Genomic DNA, 14,895 nt, shown 5'->3' with positions numbered 1-14,895 from the left:
GGGCGGCCAGGCACAATGGCACTCGCACGACGTCCGGCTCAGCCGGAAGGACGATTTTCGCGTGGCCGAACAACGGGGAAACATGGCGACTGAGGATTCGACGGACCGCGACGCCGACGGCGCCGTAGCGGCCACCGACGGGGCTCCCACCCGCACCACCTTCGCCGGCGGTCACGACCGCATGGAGAAGATCTTCAAGTGGGCGAGCTACGCCTCCGGAATCCTGCTCGTCGTGGTGATCGCGCTGATCTTCCTGCAGCTCGTCGTGCAGGCGGTCCCGGCGCTCACCAAGAACAACGTCAACTTCCTCACCAGCTCCGAGTGGCAGACGAGCCCGTCCAACATGCGGTTCGGCATCCTCGAGCTGCTGAAGATCACCGTCCTCTCGTCAGTGATGGCGCTCATCATCGCCGTCCCCGTGGCCGTGGGCATCGCGACCTTCCTCGTGCAGTACGTGCCGGCGCGGCTGTCGCGGCCGCTCAGCGCCGTGATCGATCTGCTGGCCGCGGTCCCGTCGATCATCTACGGCCTCTGGGGCATCTTCGTGCTCGCGCCGTTCCTGGTACCGCTGCAGCGGTGGCTCAACGAGAACCTGGGCTGGTTCTTCCTGTTCAAGACCGGCAACGTCGAGCTCTCTCTCGGCTCGACGGTGTTCACCGCGGGCATCGTGCTCGCGATCATGATCCTGCCGATCATCACGTCGATCACGCGCGAGTCGCTGCGCCAGACCCCCGTCGCGCACCAGGAGGCCGCGCTGGCCCTGGGCGCCACCAAGTGGGAGGTCATCCGACTGACGGTGTTCCCCTACGGCCGGTCCGGCATCGTCGCCGGTTCCATGCTGGCTCTCGGTCGCGCCCTCGGCGAGACCATCGCGGTGCTCATCATCCTGTTCGCCGCCACCAAGACCTCCATCTGGTCGCTGTTCGACAGCGGCTACACCTTCGCTTCGAAGATCGCCTCCGCCGCCGCTGAGTTCGACAACGTCGACCAGCGCGGCGCCTACATCGCCGCCGGCCTCGTGCTGTTCGTGCTCACCTTCGTGGTGAACGCGGTCGCCCGCTGGATCGGCGGGGGACGGGTGAACGGATGACCGCCACTGAGCTCGATGACGTCGCCAAGAGCGGCACCGTCTTCCACCGCACCTCCACCGCGCGCCGGATCAAGAACAACGCCGCTGCGATCATCTTCGGCGCCTGCTTCCTCCTGGCCCTGGCGCCGCTGGTCTCGCTCCTGTACATGGTGATCGCCAACGGCCTCCCCGCGATCCTCGAACCCGAGTGGTGGACCAAGTCGATGGTCCGCGTGGCCCCCGACTCCTACGCCGGAGGCATCCGCCACGCCCTGTACGGGACGCTCGTGCAGGCCGGCATCGCGGCGCTGTTCTCCGTGCCGATCGGCGTCATGGTGGGCATCTTCCTCGTCGAATACGCCGAGGGCACCCGCCTGGGCAAGGCCACCACCTTCATGGTCGACGTGCTCGCCGGCATCCCGTCGATCGTCGCGACGCTGTTCATCTTCGGCATCTGGATCACCACTTTCGGCATGCCGCAGTCCGCATTCGCGGTGAGCCTCGCGCTGATCCTGCTCATGGTGCCGGTCGTCGTGCGCTCCACCGAGGAGATGCTCAAGCTCGTGCCGAACGAGCTGCGCGAGGCCTCCTACGCGCTGGGCGTGCCCAAGTGGAAGACCATCGTGCGGATCGTGCTGCCGACGGCCGCGTCCGGCATGGTCTCCGGCGTCTTCCTCGCCATCGCCCGCGTCGTCGGCGAGACCGCGCCCGTGCTGCTGCTCGTGGGCATCAGCGACCGGATGAACTACGACCTCTTCAACGGCAACATGTCGTCGTTGCCGCTGTTCATCTACGACCAGTACCGCAACAACCCCGGCGCCGTCGGCGAGTACCGGGCGTGGGGCGCCGCCCTCACCCTGGTGATCCTGGTGGGCATCGCGAGCGGCCTCGCCGCCCTCATGTCCCGGCTGCTCGCCCCCAAGACGAAGTAACAAGGAGATCCATCATGGCGAAGCGCCTGGACATCAAGGACCTGAACATCTACTACGGCGCCTTCCACGCGGTGCAGGACGTCTCGCTGACGGTGCCGCCGAACTCGGTGACGGCGTTCATCGGACCGTCCGGCTGCGGCAAGTCGACGGTGCTCCGGTCGATCAACCGCATGCATGAGGTGACCCCGGGCGCGCGCGTCGACGGGCACATCACCCTGGACGGCGCCGACATCTACGGCACCGGCGTCGACCCGGTGGGCGTGCGCAAGACCATCGGCATGGTCTTCCAGCGACCCAACCCGTTCCCCACGATGTCGATCCGCGACAACGTCGTGGCCGGCCTCAAGCTGCAGGGCATCCGGAGCAAGTCCAAGCTCGACGAGGTCGCCGAGCAGTCGCTGCGCGGCGCGAACCTCTGGGGCGAGGTCAAGGACCGCCTGAACAAGCCCGGCGGCGGCCTCTCCGGCGGTCAGCAGCAGCGCCTTTGCATCGCCCGCGCGATCGCGGTCAGCCCCGACGTGCTGCTCATGGACGAGCCGTGCTCGGCGCTCGACCCGATCTCGACCCTCGCCATCGAGGACCTGATCGGCGAGCTCAAGCAGAAGTACACGATCGTCATCGTCACGCACAACATGCAGCAGGCGGCGCGTGTCTCCGACCAGACCGCGTTCTTCAACCTGGAGGCCACCGGCAAGCCGGGCAAGCTCATCGAGATCAACCCGACCGAGAAGATGTTCTCCAACCCGAACGAGCAGGCGACCGAGGATTACATCTCGGGTCGCTTCGGCTGACCGGTCACACCGGAACGGTGTCGTCGGATATCAGCCGTATCCTCGGGGGATGACATCGCAGCCCCGGACCGGCGACCGGTACGTCACCGTGCTGCCCGGCGACCGGGTGGTGGCTCGCGCGCGCGAGCGGTTCCTGTTCGTGGACGCGCCGGCCGTCGGCGCGCCTGCCGCAGTCGCCGAACTGCGTGCGGCGTTGGAGGTCGACGGTGACATCGCGCCCGTCCTGAGCACCATCACCGGCCCGGCCTTCGCCGTGCTCGAGCTGCGGAACGGTGTGGCGCGGGCGATGCTCCGCGGCGTCGCCGGCGCCGACTCCGACGTCTCCATCACCCTCGCGATCTTCCCGTCCGCCGCGGCGGCCACACCCGGTCACGTGCTGCACGCCGGCCCGGGCTTCGCTGAGGGGGGCGCGCCGCTGGCTCCGGGCGCGGTCGTGACCGTGACGGTCGGTCCGCCGCCGCCGCCCGCCCCCGTGTGCGTGCCCGGTGCGCTCCACTTCGACGACGGTGCCGTGCCCGGCGCGGGAGTCGTGCTGTGGTCGGAGGCGTCCGTGCAGGTCGAGGGGGAGTGCGAGATCGCGACCGACGTCTTCCCCGCCGACGCGCCCACCAACGAGGAGCCGACGGGCGTGAGTCCGCTCTTCGCCGCCACCGAGTACGAGGTGGACGTCGGCGATGTGAGCGCCGCCGTGGCGGCGGGGCCCACGGTCGAGGGACGACGCTGCGCCTTCGGACACCTCAACGCGCCCGTCGCCGCGTACTGCACCCGCTGCGGCGCCCTCGTCGATCGGCGGGCCCCGTTGGACAGCGGCCCGCGGCCGCCGCTGGGGCTGCTCGTCGCCGACGATGGCACCGCCTTCGTCGTGGAGAACGACATGGTGATCGGGCGCGACCCCGCAGCCTTCGTCGCGCAGCGCGCCGGCCGTTCGCAGGGCGGTGCCGGGCGGCTCGTGCCCATCGTCCTGCCGGACCGCAGTGGCGCACTGTCGCGCGCCCACCTGGAGATCCGCATCGACGGCTGGCAGGTGCTCGCCGTCGACGTGGGCTCGGCGAACGGCACATGGGTGCGGCCGCCGGGCGCGGCGCAGCCGCTGCGTCTCCCGCCGGGCCAGCCGGTCCCGCTCGGCGTGGGCTCCGACATCCACCTCGGGGGCAGGATCTTGCAGCTACAGGACGGCGTCGGGGCCTGAAGCGTGCAGGGGGCGCCTGACCCCCGACAGCGGAACGGCCGCCCCGGAGGGCGGCCGTGCGTGCGGTTGCTACGTCGAGACGTCGGCGGTGGGCTCGGGACTGCCGGTGGCCTGGAAGATCACGCGGCGGCCGATCTCCACGGCGTGGTCGGCGAAGCGCTCGTAGTAGCGGCCCAGCAGCGTCACGTCGACGGCGGCGGCGACTCCGTGCTTCCACTCGCGGTCCATGAGTACGGTGAACAGGTGGCGGTGCAGGTCGTCCATCGCGTCGTCCTGCTCTTCGATCTCCGCGGCCTGCTTCGGGTCCTGGGTGACCAGAACCTCGCGGGCGGAGTTCGCGAGCTCGACCGCGAGGCGGCCCATCTCGGCGAAGTAGCCGTTGACCTCCTCGGGGAGGGTCTTGTTCGGGAATCGGCGGCGGGTCACCTTGGCGACGTGCAGGGCGAGTGCGCCCATCCGGTCGACGTCGGCCACGATCTGGAAACCGGAGACCACGACGCGCAGGTCGCTGGCGACCGGCGCCTGCAGTGCGAGGAGGGAGAAGGCCTCCTCCTCGGCGCGGCGGCTCAGCCGCACGATCTCGTCGTGCTCGGTGATGACCTCCTCGGCGAGGGCGAGGTCGGCCTGGAGCAGCGAGTTGGTGGCCTTCTCCATGGCGATGCCCGACTTGTCGCAAATGTCGCCGAGGATATCGTTGAAAGCAGCCATCTGCTGGATGTACGCGTTACGCATGTGCGGAGTCTAACGTGTGATTCTTACGTCATTGCACCGTATGATGAACTGCGGGTGAACGAAGCTCGACGCTGGGAAGACGTCCGTCGGCCGTGGACGTGCGCGAGGACGGTCAGACGCTCGAAGAAGCAACGCGAGTGCAGCGTCGCCTTGCTGATCTGCCGGTCGGCGACAATGCCTGTATGAATATCAGGTTGAAGATTGGCGCGCGCACGTGCTGAGACCGCAGAGTGAAAGGCGCAGTGGAGATCTTCTCGAGCATTCGACGATGCAGTGAGAGCGTTGAGCGGGCATCGTTCCTGCTGTAACGCGCTGTTTCAATGGCGGTCGTACTCAGCTCGGTGAGCGCATCGCGCGTGATGGACATTCGGCTGAGGGAATTGGTCGAATTGAACGCGTACCGAGCCGTTCTGAGCGTCTTGATTGCTATTATTTCCCGAAGAATCCCGCGAATTGTTACCGAGTGATCGTAGGCGGCATCGGGGTCTTATCCGCCATGACTATCCGCCGCTCGTCTCCGCCTCGGCGCCCGGCATCGCCGCGGCGTCCGACTCCCACGGATCGTCTAGCCACCCCTCGGGGAGGACCACCTTGCCGGGCGTGCCCTGCCGGCCGCGGGGGCCCTCGGCATCCTTCGGGAAGGGCACGTCGTGAGGCAGCGTGTCGAGCAGTGCGCGCAGGTCGGCGAGAGTCTTGACCGTGGCCAGACGCGTGCGCAGCTCGCCGCCGGCGGGAAAGCCGCGCAAGTACCAGGCGACGTGCTTGCGGATTTCCCGCATGCCCTTGTCCTCGCCGTGGTGCGCGGCCAGCAGCTCGCCGTGCCGGTACATGATGTCGGTGACCTCGCCCAGGTGCGGCGGGGTCGGCATCGGGGTGCCGTTGATCGCCGCGGAGAGCTCGGAGAACAGCCACGGCCGGCCCAAGCAGCCGCGGCCCACAACGACGCCGTCGCAGCCGGTGCGCTCCATCATGGTCACCGCGTCCTCGGCGGCGAAGATGTCGCCGTTGCCCAGCACCGGGATGGTGTCGCCGAAGTGGTGGTGCACGTGCTCCTTGAGCCGCGCGATCTCGTCCCAGTCCGCCTGGCCCGAGTAGCGCTGCGCGGCGGTGCGGGCGTGCAGTGCGACGGCGACCGCGCCCTGCTCGGCGGCGATCCGGCCGGCATCGAGGTGGGTGTGGTGCTCGTCGTCGATGCCGATGCGGAACTTCACCGTCACCGGGATCTGGGGGGAGCCTGCGGGGGCCCCGTCGGCGATGCCGCGCACCGCGGCGTCGACGATGCTCGCGAAGAGATTCCGCTTGTACGGCAGTGCGGAGCCCCCGCCGCGGCGGGTGACCTTGGGGACGGGACAGCCGAAGTTCATGTCGAGGTGATCGGCCAGGCCCTCCTCGGCGATCATCCGGGCGGCCTCGTAGGTCCACTTCGCGTCGACGGTGTACAGCTGCAGGCTGCGCGGATCCTCGTCAGGCGCGAAGGTGGTCATGTGCATCGTGACCGGGTGCCGCTCGGCGAGGGCGCGGGCCGTCACCATCTCGCACACGTACAGCCCCGCGACGGTGCCGGTGCGTGCGCGCTCCAGCTCACGGCACAGGCTGCGGAAGGCGACGTTGGTCACGCCAGCCATCGGTGCGAGCACGACGGGAGAATCGAGCTCGAACCGGCCGATGCGCAGCTTGGGCTGCGTCGTGGTGGCTGTGGTCATCAGTGCTCTCCCGTGGTCGTGCGGCGGTCGCTCGCCGCCCTCCATGATCGCCGCCCCGTCGTGCCCTGGCAAACTGCTGCGACGGGAAACGACGGAACCCGCCGTGCCCGGAGGCGCAGCGGGTTCCGGTTGCGTCGGTGCTAGACGGCCAGTCCGGCCTTCTCGCGCTTCGCGGCCTCGCGGGCCAGCGAGCGGTCACGCATCTCCTCGAACTTGACGGCCGCGGTCTCGAGCTCGTCGAGGAAGGCGGCGAGCTCCTCGCGGGTGCGCTCGCCCTCGGCGCTGAAGTCCTCACGCTCGAAGATCTTCCACTTGCGCAGGACGGGCATGACGACCTCGTCCTTGTGCTGGCGCAGGTCGTAGATGCCGTGCTTGGCCATGAGGACGCCGTTGCGGCGGAAGTCGGGCATGCCGGCGCCGGGCATCTCGAAGTGCTTGATGGTGTCGGTGATCGACCGGATGGCCTGGTCGGGGACGAGGTCGAGGCCGGCGGCGGAGATGTTGCGGTAGAAGATCATGTGCAGGTTCTCGTCGGCGGCGATGCGCTGGAGCATCTTGTCGGCGATGGGGTCCTGGCAGACCTTGCCGGTGTTGCGGTGGCTGACGCGGGTGGCGAGTTCCTGGAAGGTCACGTACGCCACCGAGTGCAGCATCGTCATCTTCTGCTCGGTGTGCTGGGCGACTTTGCCTTGGGGGTCCCAGCCGTTGGTCATGTGGATCATGCGGGCCTGCTCGAGCTTGACCGGGTCGACGCCGCGGGTGACGACGAGGTAGTCGCGCATGGCGATGCCGTGGCGGTTCTCTTCGGAGGTCCAGCGGCCGACCCAGTGGCCCCAGGCGTCGTCCATGGAGAAGTTGGCGGCGATCTCGCGGTGGTAGGTGGGGAGGTTGTCCTCGGTGAGGAGGTTGGTGATCATGGCGGCCTTGGCGACCTCGTCGAGGCGGCTTTCCTCGGGGTCGTAGTCCGATCCGCCGAGGGCGGCGAAGTTCTTGCCGTCCGACCACGGGATGTAGTCGTGGGGGCTCCAGTCCTTCGTCATCGAGAGATGGCGGTTGACGTTGTCCTCGGCGACACCGGAGAGCTCCCGCAGGAGCTCCAGCTGGGTCAGTTGGCGGGTCGACATCATTCCTCTTTCGACGTTTAGATCAGTTCCAGATTATCCCGAAAGTCTACGCACTTCGGTCGTTGTACTCAACGTCCCCAGCGGAAAGTGACGCTTTCGGGTAAGGACGCACCCTCTGCATCGTCACGGGACGTGGGTACGTTACACCGAGACGGGGGTCACAGAATCCAGCCGAGTTCGCGGGCTCGTACCGCCGCCTCGTACCGGTTCGCCGTCCCCAGCTTCGCCATCGCGGAGGAGAGGTAGTTGCGCGTGGTACCCGCGCTCAGGTGCGCCCGCTTCGCGATCTCGTCGACCGATGCCCCGTCGACGGCGAACTCCAGCACGTCGGCCTCGCGGGGAGTGAGCGGCGAATCGCCCGCACTGATCGCCTCCGCCGCCAGCTCCGGGTCGACGTACCGCCCGCCGCCGTGGACGGTGCGGATGACCTGCGCCAACGTGGCCGCTGGCACCGTCTTCGGCAGGAAGCCGCGGACCCCGGTCGCGAGTGCGCGTTTGAGGTAACCGGGCCGGCCGTGGCTGGTGACGATGAGCGTTGCGGCGCCGGGCGTGCGGCGCAACAGCTCCGCCGCGGTGTCGATGCCGTCCGGGCCGGGCATCTGCAGGTCGATCACCGCGACCGCGGGCGGGAGCCCCTCAGCTGCGCGGCGCTCCCACAGCGAGATCAACTCGGTGCCGGACGCCGCCTCCGCCGCGACCGAGATGTCGGGTTCCAGGTCCAGCAGCGCGGCCACGGCCGTGCGGATCAGATGCTCGTCGTCCGCGATCATCACCTCGATCGCCGGTGTGTCGGTCATACTGCCTCCCAGGTCGCGGTCAGGGTGAACTCGTCGCCGTCGTGCGCGGCATCCAGGCCGGCGCCCACCGCCCGGAGCCGCCCGCGCAGACCGTCGATGCCCGACGGTGCGCCGTCGCCCCCGGTCGCGGTGCCGGCACCGTCGTTGCGGAGCACCAGGCCCGACGGGCGAAGCGTGAGTACGGCCTGCGCGGCCGTGGAGTGCTTGACGATGTTGGTCGTGCCCTCGCGGACGACCCAGGCCGCGGCCTCGTGGAAAGCCTGCGGGACGTCGTCGGGCTCGCCGATGACGCGAAGCTCGCAGCCGGCTGCGGAGAGCAGCGAGCGGGCGCCGGCGACCTCGGTGGCCAGGTCGATGGCGCGGTAGCCGCGGACGAGGGTGCGGGCGTCCTCCATCGAGGAGACCGCGAGGGCCTTGACCTCGTCCATCTCGCCGGCGGCGCGCTCTACCGCGCCGGCCCGAGCGAGCGTGGCCGCGAGTTCGCTCTTGACGGACATGGCGGAGAAGGCGCGGCCGACCACGTCGTGCAGGTCGCGGGAGAAGCGGAGGCGCTCCTCCGCGACCTCGAGCTCGGCGGCGAGCCGCTTGCCGTTCTCGAGCTCGTTGAGCACCTGCAGGCCCCAGACGGTGCTGCGCGAGGTCCACATCAGGCCGATGCCGACGAGCAGGAGGACGAGCCCGAGCTGCCAGCCGTCCGGACCGCGGGTGAGGAGGGGGGTCAGGATCGCCCCCGCGATCAAGACGGGCCACCGGTGCCGGACGAACGGGATGACGCCGGCGGAGGCCATCAGGAGCGTCATCGACGCGGTGACGGCGGCCTCGCGCTCGTCGACCGCGCCGATCACCCGTGACCCGACGACGGTCACCAGCCAGACCCCGGCGACGCCGGCGACGGCGAACCGCCAGGCCAGGCGGCGCTGCCGGCCGGTGGCGCGGATGGCGAGGTCGGGCTGCGCCTCGATCCCGGCGATCGACGCCAGCCCGGCGATGATGATGCCGATCGTCGGCCAGGTCCGGCTGCCGCTGATCAGGAGCATCGCGACCACGGCGACCATCACGCTCTGCAGCACGAGCCGGGTGTAGAGGCGGTACTTCTCCACACCCGGCATGTCGCGCCACCAGTCCACCGCGCGCCGGACGCGGGCGGGGATCAACCGCGGTCGTCCCAGCGGAACCACTTCCTCGCGAGAAGTACTGCGATCACGGTCCATACCGCCAGTGTCGCAAGCGGGCGGCCGGTCTCGCCGAAGGTGGCGGCGAAGCCGAGCGTCGCGGCGTCGTCGGGGGCGCCGGGCGCGAGGCCCGCCTGCCCCAGCCGGACGAGGTCGGAGATCGCCGCGAAGGGCGTCCAGTCGGCGATGAGCGCGAGTCGCTCGGGGAGGATCTGCCGGATGTTCGCCATGCCCACCATCGAGAGCACCATGACCGGCATCGACGTGATCTGGGCGGCCTCGGCGTTCTTCGTCACGGCACTGGTGGCGAGCGCCAGGAGCGTGAAGATCAGGAGCCCGGCTGCGAGCGCGAACAGCATGAGCAGCGGATTCACCGGCAGCGGTCCGCCCGCGCCGTACACCGCGCCGGCCACGATCACCGCGCCGAGGAGCGTCAGCGCGATGCCCGGGACGGCCGGGGCGGCGAGGATCTGGAGGTCCGAGGACTCGCCCGTGCGCAGCCGCTTGAGCACGCCCTCGGAGCGCCGGGTCGTGACCATCGAAAGCACCGAGTAGTACTGCACGAAGAGCAGCGCGAAGACCGCGAACATCTCCATCGTGATCGCCACGCCCAGCGGCTTCGGTGCCGCGTCGCCGCGCGCGAGGAAGAACAGGAGCAGGGGCGTCCCGATGGGGAAGACGGTGCCCATGAAGAGCAGCGTCTTGTTGCGCCGGAACTGTAGGAACTCGGCGTGCGCGAGGGCACGCAGGGGATGTCGTCCGTAGCCGACGACGGTCGGCCTGGTGGCGGTGGTCATGCGGGGACTCCGATCGTCTCGTCGGCGACGGTCTCGTCTCCGCTCGCGATGGTGAGGAAGACGGATTCGAGGGAGGGGTGACGGGCCTGCAGCCCGGACAGCGCGAGGCCGCGGTCGGCGGCCCACCCGAGGAGGGCGTGCAGGTCGTCCTGCAGCCGGAAGGTTCGCAGGGTGACGCGGCCGGCACCGTCGGCCTCGGCGGACCAGCCGCCCGCGAGCGACGGCAGGGGCACGCCGGGGTCGTCGAAGGCGATCTCGGCGGGGTGGCCCCCGACGATCTCGCGCAGTGTGCCGAGCCGGGCGATCGCGCCGCGGTGCATGATCGCGATGCGGTCGGCGAGCGCTTCTGCTTCGTCGAGGTAGTGCGTGGTGAGCACCATCGTGACGCCGTCGCGCTTGAGCTCGGCGAGGAGCTTCCAGGTGGAGCGGCGGCTCTCGGGGTCGAGGCCGGTGGTCGGCTCGTCGAGGAACAGCAGGCGCGGCTGGCCGATCAGTGCGCACGCGAGGTCGACGCGCCGCTGCTCGCCGCCCGAGAGGGCGCCCACCCGGACGTCGGCGCGCTCGCGCAGGGTCACGCGGTCGAGCACGGCGTCGGCGGTGGTGGGGTTGCTGCAGGTGCCGCGCCACATCTCGAGGGTCTCGCGCACGGTCAGCTCGGCGGGCAGGCCGCCGGACTGCAGCATGATGCCGGTCAGCGGGCGGACCCGGCGCCGCTCGGTGTGCGGGTCGAGGCCGAAGACGGCGAGCTCGCCGGCGCTCGGCCGGGCGAGGCCCTCCAGCAGGTCGAGGGTTGAGGTCTTGCCGGCGCCGTTGGTGCCGAGGAGGGCGAAGACCTCGCCGGCCTCGACGCGCAGGTCGATGCCGCGTACGGCCTCGAAGGCGTCGGTGCCGGTGCCGTAGGTGCGGCGCAGTCCGGTCGCCTCGATGACGGGGCCGGCGGCGGACGTGGGCGCGCTCATCGACGGTCCCACTTCCGCATGCCGAGCACCCACCGCACCGCGAGGTGCAGCGCGGCGAGGCCCGCGACGATCGAGGCCAGCACGACGGGCGGCTGCAGGACGACCACGACGAGGGCGATCAGGACGACCGTCGCGACGATCACGGCGCCCTCGCGGGCCCGGGTCGGGGCGGGGCCGAGTCGGCAGACGTCGACGAAGAAGTCGTGCAGCCCGCCGGGCGACGGTGCCGCGGGCGGATGGTCGGGGCGGTGGGCGGTGTGGAGATCGTTGGCGTTCATGCATTCAGCTTCTCGGCGATCCGGGCCGCCCAGTAGTGCGCGCTGTCAGCGGTTTCCCGCAGGTTGTCACCGATTCTCGATGACATCTGTCATGCCGGGTCGCCGCGCCGCCCCCGTGCGATCACTCATTCGTTACCGAATCTTTTCCCGTTCTTCCTCCGCCGGACGGGGAAGTGCAGCACGCTACGGCAGTGACCGCCACGACCGAACGGGTGGAGCCATCACCCAAGACGGGGCTGGCCGCCAACCTGGTACCCAAGGACAACCTGCTGTTCCTGTTGTTCGTCGTGCCGAACCTGGTGCTGCTGGCCGTCTTCACCTATCGCCCGCTGATCGACGACGTGCGCCTGAGCTTCCAGGACTGGTCGCTGGCCAGCGTGGACCCGGCGCGGTGGATCGGGCTCGACAACTACCGCGAGTTCTTCTCGAAGGCGGAGAGCTGGCAGGTCGTCACCATCACGCTGATCTTCACGGTGAGCGCGGTCGTCTTCTCCATGGTGCTGGGCCTGGCGCTGGCGATGCTGCTGGACCAGAACCTCAAGGGTCGCAACCTGGTCCGTTCCGCGGTCTTCGCGCCCTTCGTGATCTCGGGCGCCGCGATCGGCGCGGCCTTCTACTTCGTCTTCAACCCGCAGTTCGGCGCGGTCGCCTCGATCCTCGCGTGGTTCGGCATCGAGAGCCCGGATTTCTACCAGAATCCGGGCTGGGCGCTGTTCCTCGTGACCTTCACCTACATCTGGAAGAACCTGGGATACACCTTCGTCATCTACCTCGCGGCACTGCAGGGGCTCAACAAGGACCTCGACGAGGCCGCTGCGATCGACGGGACCCCGCCGTGGCGCAAGTTCGTCCGCGTCACGCTTCCGCAGTTGCGACCGGCGACCTACTTCCTGTCGATCACCGTGCTGCTCAACAGTCTTCAGGTCTTCGACATCATCAACATCATGTTCCCCGCGGGCGGCCCACAGGGGGGCACCACGACGATGGTCTTCGACATCTACTGGCAGACCTTCCGGAACCAACGCGCCGGCTACGGCGCGACCATCGCGACGATCATGTTCCTCGTGCTGCTGATCGTGACCGTGGTGCAGGTGCGGATGATGGACCGGGGGGACGACAAGTGAGCGGATCGCCCACGGGCGCCACCGGCATGAAGGCGCTCGGCTACCTCGGTATGGCGGCGACGCTGCTACTCGTGGCCGTGCCGGTGTACTTCATCGTGATCACCTCGTTCAAGGACAGGCCGGACATCTTCGTCTCGCCCGCGACGTGGTGGCCGCCGACCTGGTATCCCGAGAACTACAGCTACGTGACGCAGGAGATCCCGTACTGGCAGTACTTGCGGAACTCGGCGATCATCACCCTCGTCACGGGGACCATCAAGTTCGTCCTCGGCGTGAGCACCGCCTACGCGCTGGTCTTCCTGCGCTTCCCGTTCAAGAAGCTGCTCTTCCTCGTCGTGATCGCGGCTCTCATGGTGCCCAACCAGATCACGGTCATCTCGAACTACGCGCTCATGGCGGACTATCGCAACACCTTCGTCGGCATCATCCTGCCGCTCGCGGGCGTCGCCTTCGGCACCTTCCTCATGCGCAACCACTTCCTCTCGCTGCCCAAGGAGATCGTGGAGGCGGCGCGCATGGACGGAGCCGGACACCTGCGGCTGCTGTTCCGGGTGATCCTGCCGATCTCCATCCCCACGATGGTGGCCTTCGCGGTCATCACGCTGGTGAACGAGTGGAACGAGTACCTTTGGCCGTTCCTCATGTCGGACAACGCCGCGGTCGCGCCGCTGCCCGTCGGACTCACGCTGCTCCAGAACACCGAGCAAGGGGTGAACTGGGGGCCGGTGATGGCGGCCACCCTGCTCACCGCCCTGCCGATGCTCGTCGTCTTCCTGATCCTGCAACGGCAGATGATCAAGGGCCTGACCTCCGGCGCCGTCAAGGGCTGACCGGGACCACCACAGAAGAAACACCAAGGGAGAAACTCATGGGCGACTTCACACGGCGCGGATTCCTCGTCACCGGCCTCGCGGCGACCGCGGCGGTGGCGGCGGCGTGCGCGGGCTCGGGTTCGGGCGGCGGCTCGTCGAACTCGGGCAGCGGCGGCAGCGGCGGCGACATCACGCTGCGCTTCCTCAGTAACCACCCCGGCAGCTCGAAGGCCACCGAACAGGCGCTGATCGAGGAGTTCCAGAAGGCCAAGCCCGGCATCAAGGTGGAGCTGCTCGACGGCGGCAAGAACTACGAGCAGGTGGCCCAGAAGTTCCAGACCTCGCTCTCCGGCGGCGACAAGGCCGACATCATCGTCGTCTCCGATGTCACCTGGTTCAACTTCGCGCTGAACAAGCAGATCGCGCCCCTCGACGATCTCTTCGGCGCCGCCGGCCTCAAGCCCGAGGACTACGTCGACTCCCTGCTCGCCGACACGAAGTTCGAGGGCAAGCACTACGCCGTGCCCTTCGCCCGCTCGACGCCGCTGTTCTACTACAACAAGGACGTCTGGAAGAAGGCCGGCCTCGAGGACCGCGGCCCCAAGGACTGGGACGAGTTCGCGCAGTGGGCGCCCCGCATCCAGGAGGCCATCGGCGGCGACAAGAAGGCCATCGTCATCGCCGACGGCGAGAACTACATCGACTGGGTCTTCGAGGGCTGGAACTGGTCCAAGGGCGGCGCCTACTCCGACGGCTGGGACCTGAAGTTCACCACTCCGGAGTCGATCGCCGCGGCCAACCAGCTCAAGGACGTCATCGGTAAGTGGGGCCGCCTGGCCACCACCCCGGAGAACGACTTCGGCGCCGGCCTGGCCGCCGTCACGCTGCAGTCCACCGGCTCGCTCAAGACGATCAGCACCACCGCCAAGTTCGAGCTGGGCACCGCCTTCCTGCCCGGCCCCGCCGGCAAGTCGTGCCCCACCGGCGGCGCGGGTGTCGCGGTGGCCGAGGGCATCTCGGCCGAGCGCAAGGCCGCGGCCGTGAAGTTCATCGAGTTCCTCACCAACACGGCGAACACCTCGAAGTTCTCCCAGGCCACGGGCTACATGCCGGTGCGCAAGGCCGCCGTCGACGAGCCGTCGATGAAGGCCTTCATCGAGAAGAACCCGAACTTCGGCACCGCGGTCAAGCAGCTGCCGCTGACCCGCAGCCAGGACAACGCCCGCGTCTTCGTACCGGGTGGCGGCGAGGACATCGGCCGGGCGCTGCAGCAGATCGCGACTGGCGGCGACGCCGCGGCCGTGCTCGGGGCGCTCCAGAAGACCATCCAGGGCAAGATCGACTCGCAGATCAAGCCCAAGCTGCCGAAGTAGACCCGGCACGAGCGGTTTCGTACGAACTAGGAGTGACAGGAAG

General features: G+C 68.9%; 15 protein-coding genes. 7 read left to right on the top strand and 8 right to left on the bottom strand.

Annotated features, from left to right (window positions below; genetic code table 11):
- Positions 1-82: 82 nt before the first annotated feature.
- Genes pstC through HNP44_RS01220 form a run of 4 tightly spaced genes read left to right on the top strand, consistent with a single transcriptional unit; the run spans position 83 to position 3,981 of the window.
- Entirely contained in the window at positions 83-1,090 is a 1,008-nt protein-coding gene (pstC, locus tag HNP44_RS01235; RefSeq protein ID WP_374758714.1) for a phosphate ABC transporter permease subunit PstC, read from the top strand.
- Complete coding sequence (pstA, locus tag HNP44_RS01230; RefSeq protein WP_259144043.1) at positions 1,087-2,001, top strand: phosphate ABC transporter permease PstA; 915 nt, start codon at positions 1,087-1,089, stop codon at positions 1,999-2,001. The genes pstC and pstA overlap by 4 nt, the downstream gene beginning before the upstream one ends.
- Before the next feature lie 14 nt (positions 2,002-2,015).
- The gene (gene pstB / locus HNP44_RS01225; RefSeq protein WP_259144042.1) at positions 2,016-2,792 is read left to right on the top strand and encodes a phosphate ABC transporter ATP-binding protein PstB; all 777 of its coding nucleotides are present in this window, start codon (positions 2,016-2,018) and stop codon (positions 2,790-2,792) included.
- A gap of 49 nt (positions 2,793-2,841) precedes the next feature.
- On the top strand, positions 2,842-3,981 hold the full coding sequence (locus tag HNP44_RS01220; RefSeq protein WP_259144041.1) for an FHA domain-containing protein: 1,140 nt from the start codon (positions 2,842-2,844) through the stop codon (positions 3,979-3,981).
- Between the two features lie 69 nt (positions 3,982-4,050).
- Here HNP44_RS01220 and phoU read toward each other — a convergent pair whose 3' ends face one another.
- From phoU to HNP44_RS01180, 8 genes are all read right to left on the bottom strand, one after another.
- Positions 4,051-4,713: a phosphate signaling complex protein PhoU gene (gene phoU / locus HNP44_RS01215; protein ID WP_259144040.1), complete on the bottom strand. Its 663-nt coding sequence runs from the start codon at positions 4,711-4,713 to the stop codon at positions 4,051-4,053.
- A 500-nt stretch (positions 4,714-5,213) separates the two neighbouring features.
- Positions 5,214-6,416, bottom strand: coding sequence for a tRNA dihydrouridine synthase DusB (gene dusB / locus HNP44_RS01210; RefSeq protein ID WP_259144039.1), 1,203 nt, complete (start codon positions 6,414-6,416; stop codon positions 5,214-5,216).
- Between the two features lie 140 nt (positions 6,417-6,556).
- On the bottom strand, positions 6,557-7,543 hold the full coding sequence (locus HNP44_RS01205) for an acyl-ACP desaturase (RefSeq protein WP_259144038.1): 987 nt from the start codon (positions 7,541-7,543) through the stop codon (positions 6,557-6,559).
- Between the two features lie 155 nt (positions 7,544-7,698).
- On the bottom strand, positions 7,699-8,337 hold the full coding sequence (locus HNP44_RS01200) for a response regulator transcription factor (protein WP_259144037.1): 639 nt from the start codon (positions 8,335-8,337) through the stop codon (positions 7,699-7,701).
- Positions 8,334-9,491 carry a sensor histidine kinase gene (locus HNP44_RS01195; protein ID WP_259144036.1) on the bottom strand — a complete coding sequence of 386 codons (1,158 nt, stop codon included), beginning with the start codon at positions 9,489-9,491 and terminating at the stop codon, positions 8,334-8,336. The genes HNP44_RS01200 and HNP44_RS01195 overlap by 4 nt, the downstream gene beginning before the upstream one ends.
- A complete protein-coding gene (locus HNP44_RS01190; protein ID WP_259144035.1) occupies positions 9,488-10,306 on the bottom strand; it encodes an ABC transporter permease in 819 nt (272 codons plus the stop codon). The genes HNP44_RS01195 and HNP44_RS01190 overlap by 4 nt, the downstream gene beginning before the upstream one ends.
- The gene (locus tag HNP44_RS01185; protein ID WP_259144034.1) at positions 10,303-11,265 is read right to left on the bottom strand and encodes an ABC transporter ATP-binding protein; all 963 of its coding nucleotides are present in this window, start codon (positions 11,263-11,265) and stop codon (positions 10,303-10,305) included. Before HNP44_RS01185 ends, HNP44_RS01190 begins: the two co-directional genes overlap by 4 nt.
- Entirely contained in the window at positions 11,262-11,543 is a 282-nt protein-coding gene (locus HNP44_RS01180; protein ID WP_259144033.1) for a hypothetical protein, read from the bottom strand. The genes HNP44_RS01185 and HNP44_RS01180 overlap by 4 nt, the downstream gene beginning before the upstream one ends.
- A 191-nt stretch (positions 11,544-11,734) precedes the next feature.
- Between HNP44_RS01180 and HNP44_RS01175 the strand changes: the two genes are divergently transcribed.
- The 3 genes from HNP44_RS01175 to HNP44_RS01165 are packed head-to-tail and all read left to right on the top strand — an operon-like array spanning position 11,735 to position 14,852.
- A complete protein-coding gene (locus HNP44_RS01175) occupies positions 11,735-12,667 on the top strand; it encodes a carbohydrate ABC transporter permease (protein WP_259144032.1) in 933 nt (310 codons plus the stop codon).
- Positions 12,668-12,693: 26 nt separating this feature from the next.
- A complete protein-coding gene (locus tag HNP44_RS01170) occupies positions 12,694-13,497 on the top strand; it encodes a carbohydrate ABC transporter permease (protein ID WP_259144266.1) in 804 nt (267 codons plus the stop codon).
- Positions 13,498-13,535: 38 nt separating this feature from the next.
- Positions 13,536-14,852: an ABC transporter substrate-binding protein gene (locus HNP44_RS01165; protein WP_259144031.1), complete on the top strand. Its 1,317-nt coding sequence runs from the start codon at positions 13,536-13,538 to the stop codon at positions 14,850-14,852.
- Positions 14,853-14,895 lie beyond the last annotated feature (43 nt).

Source organism: Tsukamurella ocularis, from assembly GCF_024807615.1.
Classification (GTDB): Bacteria; Actinomycetota; Actinomycetes; order Mycobacteriales; family Mycobacteriaceae; genus Tsukamurella; species Tsukamurella ocularis.
The sequence above is the reverse complement of the archived record's forward strand: the minus strand, read 5'-3'. Positions and strand labels throughout refer to the sequence as shown.